This is a genomic window from Flavonifractor sp. An112 (genome assembly GCF_002161085.1).
GTDB lineage: Bacteria > Bacillota > Clostridia > Oscillospirales > Oscillospiraceae > Flavonifractor > Flavonifractor avicola.
Genome location: NZ_NFLU01000022.1, coordinates 22,250 through 28,513 on the forward strand (window position 1 = coordinate 22,250; position 6,264 = coordinate 28,513).

A 6,264-nucleotide genomic window follows, 5' to 3' on the forward strand; every position below is an offset into this window, starting at 1 on the left:
GAGGAAGCACCATGTCCTATTGTGTTCATTGTGGAGTGGAACTGGACGCCACTGCCACGTTCTGCCCGCTGTGCCAGACAAAGGTGATAGACCCGGGCCGTCCGCCCGACACCACCTCTCCCAAGCCCTTTCCCACTGAGCGGGGAGAGGTGCCGCCCATCCCTAAGGGGGCGGTGGCGGCGGCCATTACCGCTATGCTGGCCTGTGTGGCGGTGGGATGCGGTCTGCTCAACCTGTTTCTGAAACCGGGGCGGGCCTGGTCTCTCTATGTGATTGGGGCCACCATCATGCTGTGGCTGTGGATTGTGCTGCCCCTCCTCTTCAGACGACTGCCTCTGCTGGTCCGCAGCGTCATCAATGTGGCGGCGGTGGCCCTGTATGTCTACCTGATGTCGGTGGACCTGAATGGCCGGGACTGGTATCTGGGGCTGGCGGTGCCCATTATCCTGTGGGGAGGCGCGGTATGGCTGCTGCTCTCCCTGATGCTGCGGGTGTACCACCGCTCGGTCATCAGTACTGTTGCCATTCTCATCGGCAGCCTGGGGGTATTTCTCCTGGGTGTGGAATTTTTCATCGACCGCTGGCTTACTGGCCGGTGGGACCCCTCCTGGTCGTTGGTAGTACTTACTATATGTGTGTGTACTGTGATCCCCCTGGTGATTATCCGGCGTATTCCCGCTGTCCGGGAAGAGGTACGCCGCCGGTTCCATACCTGAATTCAAATAGCAAGAAAGGCCGCCCGGCAGGGCGGCCTTTCTTGCGTAAAAATCAGGCTATTCAGCGGGACTCCCGGTGGAAAAGACGGTGGAAAAATCCCCCTCGCTTCTCCTGGGGAGCCGGGGCATTGGCAACGGCCCGGGCCTCCCGCACAGCTTGCTCCATCAGCGCCGCCTGGGCGTTGACAGCGGGGGCGCCCTCCTGACGGGGCACCGGCGTGTAGCTGCCGTCGGGACCCATGTTGCGGGCCTTCACGTTATCGGAGCAGAACAGCTCCACATACTGCCGGATCTGACGGCGCACGTCCGGGTCTACTACCGGGCAGGCGATCTCCACCCGGCGCTCGGTGTTGCGGGTCATCAGGTCGGCGGAGCCGATGTAGAGGCGGGTACCCTCTCCTACGCCGAAGGCGTAGATCCGGGGGTGTTCCAGATAGCGGCCCACAATGGAAAAGACCCGGATACGGTCGGTGAGGCCGGGCACGCCGGGCCGCAGACAGCAGATGCCCCGCACGTTGAGGGTCACCGGCACCCCCGCCTGACTGGCCTCGGCCAGCTTGTCGATGAGCTCCCGGTCGGTGACCGAGTTAACCTTGAAGAAAATACGGGCGGGCTGGCCCTGGCGAGCCTTTTCGATTTCCCGGTCCATCAGGGCCAGAATGCGGTTTTTCAAACTGTGGGGGGCCACCAGCAGCTGGTGATACTCACCGTGGAGGTTGGAGGTGGCCATATTCTGAAAGAACGCCGCGCCATCGCCGCCGATGGCGGGGCTGGCGGTCATAAGGCAGAAGTCGGTATAAAGCTTGGCCGTCTTTTCGTTGTAGTTGCCGGTGCCGATCTGGGTGATGTACTGGATGCGGCCCTTGTCCCGGCGGGTGATGAGGCAGATCTTGGAGTGGACCTTGTAGTGCTCAAAGCCGTAGAGGATGGTACAGCCCGCCTCCTCCAGCCGCTGGGCCCAGGCAATGTTGTTCTGCTCGTCGAACCGGGCCCGCAGCTCCATGAGCACGGTCACGTCCTTGCCGTTTTCCGCCGCCGCCGCCAGATATTCCACCAGCTTGGCGGTGGAGGCCAGCCGGTAGATGGTGATCTTGATGGACAGCACCGCCGGATCGTTGGCGGCCTCCCGCACCAGCTGGAGGAAGGGCTCCATGGAGTGGAAGGGATAGAAGAGCAGCATATCCCGCCGTAAAATCTGGGGGATCAGCTTTTCGCCCTTGACCAGACCGGCGGGCCACTGGGGGGTATAGGGAGGATAACACAGGGCGGCGGCGCTCTCCTCGGGCAGCTTGCCTTCCAGGGAGTAGACATAGCCCATAATGAGGGGGCTTTTGGACCGGAACACCTGCTCGGCGGTCAGATTGAGCCGCTGGCAGAGGAACTGCTGCAGCTCGGCGGAGGCCTCTCCCTGGATCTCCAGCCGCACGGGGGCCAGTCGGGCCCGCTTCTTCAGCACCTTCTGCATATGGGCCCGGAAGTCCTCACCCACATCGTAGTCCTCGTCCTCGGGGCTGATGTCGGCGTTGCGGGTGACCGAAATAACGCACTTCTCCTCCACCTGGTAGGTCTCAAAGAGCTGATCGGCAAAGTGAAGGACCACCTGTTCGGTGAGCAGGTAACGCAGGCCCTGTTCCTCCAGCTGGAAGTAGGGAGGAAGGGCCTTGGGAATGGGTACCAGGCCGAAGCAGCGGGTGTTGCCCAGCCGCAGGGTGAGGGCGATGGTCAGGCTGTTGGAGGGCAGGTGAGGGAAGGGGTGGTGGCTGTCTACCACCATGGGGGACAGGATGGGCTGCACATAGTCCCGGAACCACCGCTCCACCTGCTTGCGCTCCTTGCCATCCAGCTCCCCGGGGGTCAGGTTGCAGATGTTACAGGTCCGAAGCCGCTTCTCCAGCTGAGAGACGATCTTGTCCTTCTGCTTGTACAGGCCGGGTACCGCCTTGAAGATAGCCTGAAGCTGTTCAGTGGGGGTGAGGCCGCTCTTGCTGTCCACATGGGTCTGCTTGGACAGGGTCATGTCGTAGATGGAGCCCACCCGGATCATGAAGAACTCGTCCAGGTTGCTGGTGAAAATAGCGGCAAATTTCAGCCGTTCGAAGAGAGGGACGCTCTCGTCCTTGGCTTCCTCCAGCACCCGCTCGTTGAAACGCAGCCAGGACAGTTCCCGCTCCTGGGTATAGCGTGTGTCGATCTCTTTATGCATCATGGCTTGTTCCCTCCATCACGCGGCGGAGCAGATAGCCCTCCCGGACGCCGCAGGCGCTGACCGATACGGTGGATACCTCATAGGCGTCCAGAATGGCGGTGAGGATGGCCAAACCGGGCAGAATGGTGTGGACCCGGTCGGGTACCGAGCGCAGGATCTGCCGCAGGGTATCCTGATCGCCCTTTTTCAGCCCCTTGTACAGGGCATGGATCTCCCCAGCGGGGATGATCCGGTTGTCCGGATCGGCGCCGGACAGGTCGTTGCACAGCTTGGCGGCGGCCCGGAATGTGCCGCCCACGCCGGTCAGGTGGCTGCACTGCAGGCCGGCGGTTTTGGCCTTTTGCAGCTCCTCCTTTACGTCGGAGCGGATGGCTTTCCGCTCCTCCCTGGTGGGGAAGAGGCCGGAGACGTGTTTGGTAAAGAGGGACAGGGAGCCCATGGGCAGAGAGCAGCCCGACGTGATGGCCCCGTCCCGGTAGGCCACCAGTTCGGTGGAGCCGCCGCCCACATCGGCCAGCATACCGGAGCCCGGCGCGCCGCCGCCTACGGTGGCTCCCAGGAAGGAGAAGGCGGCCTCGTCGGCTCCTGACAGCACCTCTACCTTGATCCCGGTCACCGCCTCAATGGTCTCCAGGGCCTCCTCGGTATTGACGATGTTGCGCAGGGAGGCAGTGCCGAATACATAGAGGTCGGCAATGTCAAAATTGCGTAGCAGGGCCTTGAAGCCTGCCAGCACCCGGCAGGCCACCAGAATGCCGCTGTCGGAGAGCAGGCCGTTTTTGATGTAGCCGGCCAGGCCGGCCATCTCCTTTTTATTCATGAGGAGCTTGAACTTCTGCCCCTCCCAATGATAGATGGACAGGCGGATGGTGTTGGAACCCACATCCACGATCCCGCATTTCATGTGATGATACACCTCTCTTTAGAAGTCTAGTTTACGCGATTTCCGTAGCATTATCAATGGGATTTACAGAAGATTTACAAGCCTCATCCATGGTCCGGCGGGCGGCCACCAGAGCCAGGCCGTCCCCCAGGGTACAGAAAAAAGCGGACAGAACAGCAAGCTCCTCGGCGGAACGATTGTGAGCCAGCCGGGCGGCGGCCAGCGCGGCGGCAGCAAGCAGGGTTTCTCCGGAAGGCGGTGTGTACACAGGCCTCATCTCCCTTCTCTCCAATGTATGGCGGCGGGAGATGCGGGTTGACGGCGGAGGCGGATGTGGATACAATGAAAGGAACGAAAGGGGAAGAACCGTATGAATATGCCTCTCATTCTGCTTTATAATTTGGATACCCCCAAGGGGGCCAAGATCCGACGGATGTGCCTGCCTCTGGGTCTGCGGACCCGGCTTGTGACACCGGAGGAGTATGGCCTGCCTCTGGGTGATCTGGTGGACGGCGCCGCGCCGGAGACGCCCTGGACCGGAGAGACCTTTGGGGACGAGATGCTGGTGCTGGTCAACTGCACCGGCCCCCTGTTGGACCGGTTCCTCCAGGGCTTCCGGCGGAACAAGATCCCGGCGGTCTATCTCAAGGCAGTGCTGACCCCCACCAACCGGACCTGGAACTCGGTGGCCCTCCACGGTGAGCTGGTCAAGGAACGGCAGGCCATTGCCCAGGGCCAGGGAGCCCACGCTGGGCAGACATCTGGGGAAGAGGGGAACTGACGTGCACAACGAACTGACCAAAAAGGATATTCAGATGATGCGGGAGGAGCTGGATTACCGCCGTATCCAGCTGCGCCCCCAGCTGCTGGAGGCGGTGAAGGAGGCTCGGGCCTTCGGTGACCTCAGCGAGAACTTTGAGTACAAGGCCGCCAAGCAGGAGAAAAACCGGAACGAGGGCCGCATCCGCTACCTGGAGAATATGATCCGCACCGCCAAGGTGCTGCCGGACGAGCCGGTGACCGATGGGGTGGGACTCTATGATAAGGTGACCGTGTTTCTGGAGGACGAGGGGGACACCGAGACCTACCAGATCGTCACCACCATGCGGCAGGACGCCCTCCACGGGCTCATCAGCAAGGAGTCGCCCATGGGCAAGGCCCTGCTGGGCCGCAAGGTGGGGGAGACTTTCCACATCCAGGTCAACGACAACTACGGCTATGATGCTAAGGTATTGGCCATTGAGAAGGGAGAGGACGACGGTTCCGCTCCACTCACCGGATTTTAACGAAAAAAGGACGCATTGCACAGGCAATGCGTCCTTTTTTGTTCAAAAGCCCCAAGCGGATTTCAGCAGGGACAGGGCGGGGGCCATGTCCTCAGCAGCCACCCGGGTATAGCCCATGATGAGGGCTGGCGGCCGGTCTATGGGGGGCGGAGTCAGGTCGCAGATGGACAGGGGAGACACTCCAACACCCACCTCCGCCGCCCGGGCGGCCAGCTCCTGTTCATTCCATCGCCGGTCCATCCACAGCAGCAGGTGGAGGCCGGCGTCGCCCCCTTCAAAGGAGCCCACCTGGGTCAGGCCGGTGTCCCGGGCGGCGGCCAGCAGGGCCTCCCGCCGGGCTTTGTATCGGGTGCGGGTGCGGTTCAGGTGACGCTCAAAGTGGCCCCGGTCCATGAACCGGGCCAGGGCGTACTGCTCAAAAGAGGGGACGGTGGAGGAGTAGAACCAGAACTCCCGCCGCCACCGCTCCAGCAAGTGGGGGGGCAGCACCATATAACTGATGCGCAGGGAGGGAGCCAGACTCTTGGCAAAGGTATTGAGGTAGATGACCCGCTCCCCGTTGTCCAGACTTTGCAGGGCCGGAATGGGCCGGCCGGAGAAGCGGAACTCGCTGTCGTAGTCGTCCTCCAGAATATAGCGCCCCGGCTGCTGGGCGGCCCAGCGCAGCAGGGCTTGACGCCGGGTCACCGGCATGATGATGCCCAGAGGAAAATGGTGGGAGGGGGTGACGTGGACCACCTGTACCTTGTGCCGGTCCAGCTCCTCCACCACCAGGCCCTGGTCGTCCAGGGGGATGGGTTCCACCTGGGCCCCGCAGCTGCCCAGAATGCGGTGAGTCTTGGTGTAGCCGGGGTTCTCCACCCCGTAGCGTCCCTCCCGGCCCAGCAACTGGACCAGCAAGCTGGTGAGTACCTCCGACCCGGCGCCCACCACGATCTGGGCAGGGTCCGCCCGGATGCCCCGGAAGCGGTAGAGGTGGGCGGCAATGGCCTCCCGCAGCTCGGGCACCCCCTGGGGATGGGGGGTATTGAGCAGGGTGTCCTCCTGCTGAGACAGCACCTCCCGCATCAGCTTGGCCCAGGTGGCAAAGGGAAACAGGGCGGTGTCCACGGCGCTGGTGGAGAAGTTGTAGCGGAAGGTGGGCCGGGCGGGTTCTTCCGGCGGGGGCAGAGG

General features: G+C 62.6%; 7 protein-coding genes. 3 read left to right on the top strand and 4 right to left on the bottom strand.

The window, feature by feature from the left end; translation table 11 throughout:
• Positions 1-11 precede the first annotated feature (11 nt).
• Positions 12-716, top strand: a complete 705-nt coding sequence (locus B5E56_RS13575; protein ID WP_087271130.1) for a DUF6320 domain-containing protein — start codon at positions 12-14, stop codon at positions 714-716.
• A gap of 61 nt (positions 717-777) precedes the next feature.
• Here the strand turns inward: B5E56_RS13575 and ppk1 are convergent, their stop codons facing one another.
• Genes ppk1 through B5E56_RS13590 form a run of 3 tightly spaced genes read right to left on the bottom strand, consistent with a single transcriptional unit; the run spans position 778 to position 4,082 of the window.
• Positions 778-2,922, bottom strand: a complete 2,145-nt coding sequence (ppk1, locus tag B5E56_RS13580; RefSeq protein WP_242959002.1) for a polyphosphate kinase 1 — start codon at positions 2,920-2,922, stop codon at positions 778-780.
• Positions 2,912-3,826 (bottom strand): hypothetical protein, encoded by a 915-nt coding sequence (locus B5E56_RS13585; RefSeq protein WP_087391093.1) that lies wholly within the window; start codon positions 3,824-3,826, stop codon positions 2,912-2,914. The genes ppk1 and B5E56_RS13585 overlap by 11 nt, the downstream gene beginning before the upstream one ends.
• Positions 3,827-3,857: 31 nt before the next feature.
• A complete protein-coding gene (locus tag B5E56_RS13590) occupies positions 3,858-4,082 on the bottom strand; it encodes a hypothetical protein (RefSeq protein WP_087391096.1) in 225 nt (74 codons plus the stop codon).
• A gap of 93 nt (positions 4,083-4,175) precedes the next feature.
• Between B5E56_RS13590 and B5E56_RS13595 the strand changes: the two genes are divergently transcribed.
• Both B5E56_RS13595 and B5E56_RS13600 read left to right on the top strand, forming a co-directional pair.
• Positions 4,176-4,586 carry a DUF3783 domain-containing protein gene (locus tag B5E56_RS13595; protein ID WP_087188702.1) on the top strand — a complete coding sequence of 137 codons (411 nt, stop codon included), beginning with the start codon at positions 4,176-4,178 and terminating at the stop codon, positions 4,584-4,586.
• Between the two features lies 1 nt (position 4,587).
• A complete protein-coding gene (locus B5E56_RS13600) occupies positions 4,588-5,091 on the top strand; it encodes a GreA/GreB family elongation factor (RefSeq protein WP_087188701.1) in 504 nt (167 codons plus the stop codon).
• A 42-nt stretch (positions 5,092-5,133) separates the two neighbouring features.
• Here the strand turns inward: B5E56_RS13600 and B5E56_RS13605 are convergent.
• The coding region (locus B5E56_RS13605; RefSeq protein WP_087391099.1) for a PLP-dependent aminotransferase family protein at positions 5,134-6,264 on the bottom strand (1,131 nt) is incomplete at its 5' end.